This is a genomic window from Roseateles sp. GW821-FHT09B06, from assembly GCF_059418245.1.
Genome location: NZ_JBWKPM010000065.1, coordinates 1 through 1,178, shown reverse-complemented (window position 1 = coordinate 1,178; position 1,178 = coordinate 1). Strand labels below are relative to the sequence as shown.

Sequence of the window (1,178 nt, the reverse complement as noted above, 5' to 3'; positions counted from 1 at the left end):
TTCGAACGTACCAAGCCGCACGTGAACGTGGGCACGATTGGACACGTTGACCATGGCAAGACCACGCTGACGGCCGCGATCGCGACCGTGCTGTCGAAGAAGTTCGGCGGCGAAGCCAAGGCCTACGACCAGATCGACGCTGCGCCCGAAGAGAAGGCTCGCGGCATCACGATCAACACCGCACACGTCGAGTACGAGACGGCCAACCGCCACTACGCTCACGTGGACTGCCCCGGCCACGCCGACTATGTGAAGAACATGATCACCGGCGCCGCCCAGATGGATGGTGCGATCCTGGTGTGCTCGGCCGCTGACGGCCCGATGCCCCAGACCCGCGAGCACATCCTGCTGGCGCGTCAGGTCGGTGTGAAGTACATCATCGTCTTCCTGAACAAGTGCGACATGGTCGACGACGCCGAGCTGCTCGAGCTGGTGGAAATGGAAGTGCGCGAGCTGCTGAGCAAGTACGACTTCCCCGGCGACGACACCCCGATCATCAAGGGTTCGGCCAAGCTGGCGCTGGAAGGCGACACGGGCGACCTGGGCGAGCAAGCCATCATGCGTCTGGCCGATGCGCTGGACAGCTACATCCCCCAGCCTGAGCGTGCCGTGGACGGCGCCTTCCTGCTGCCCGTGGAAGACGTGTTCTCGATCTCGGGTCGCGGCACCGTGGTGACCGGTCGCGTCGAGCGCGGCATCATCAAGGTCGGCGAGGAAATCGAAATCGTCGGCATCCGCGACGTGCAGAAGACCACCGTGACCGGCGTGGAAATGTTCCGCAAGCTGCTGGACCAGGGTCAGGCCGGCGACAACGTCGGCATCCTGCTGCGCGGCACCAAGCGCGAAGACGTCGAGCGCGGCCAAGTGCTGGCCAAGCCCGGCACCATCAAGCCGCACACCCATTTCACGGCCGAGATCTATGTCTTGTCCAAGGAAGAGGGCGGCCGTCACACCCCGTTCTTCAACAACTACCGTCCCCAGTTCTACTTCCGTACCACGGACGTGACCGGTGCCGTGGAGCTGCCGAAGGACAAGGAAATGGTCATGCCTGGCGACAACGTCAGCATCACCGTGAAGCTGATCGCTCCGATCGCCATGGAAGAAGGCCTGCGCTTCGCCATCCGTGAAGGTGGCCGTACCGTCGGCTCCGGCGTCGTCGCGACCATCATCGCCTAAGT

1 protein-coding gene is annotated in these 1,178 nt (G+C 63.7%); it reads left to right on the top strand.

All coding sequences use genetic code 11. The annotated features are described in order from the left end of the window. A partial coding sequence (gene tuf / locus AC07OQ_RS24445; protein ID WP_495055738.1) for an elongation factor Tu occupies positions 1-1,176 on the top strand: 1,176 nt, incomplete at its 5' end. Positions 1,177-1,178 lie beyond the last annotated feature (2 nt).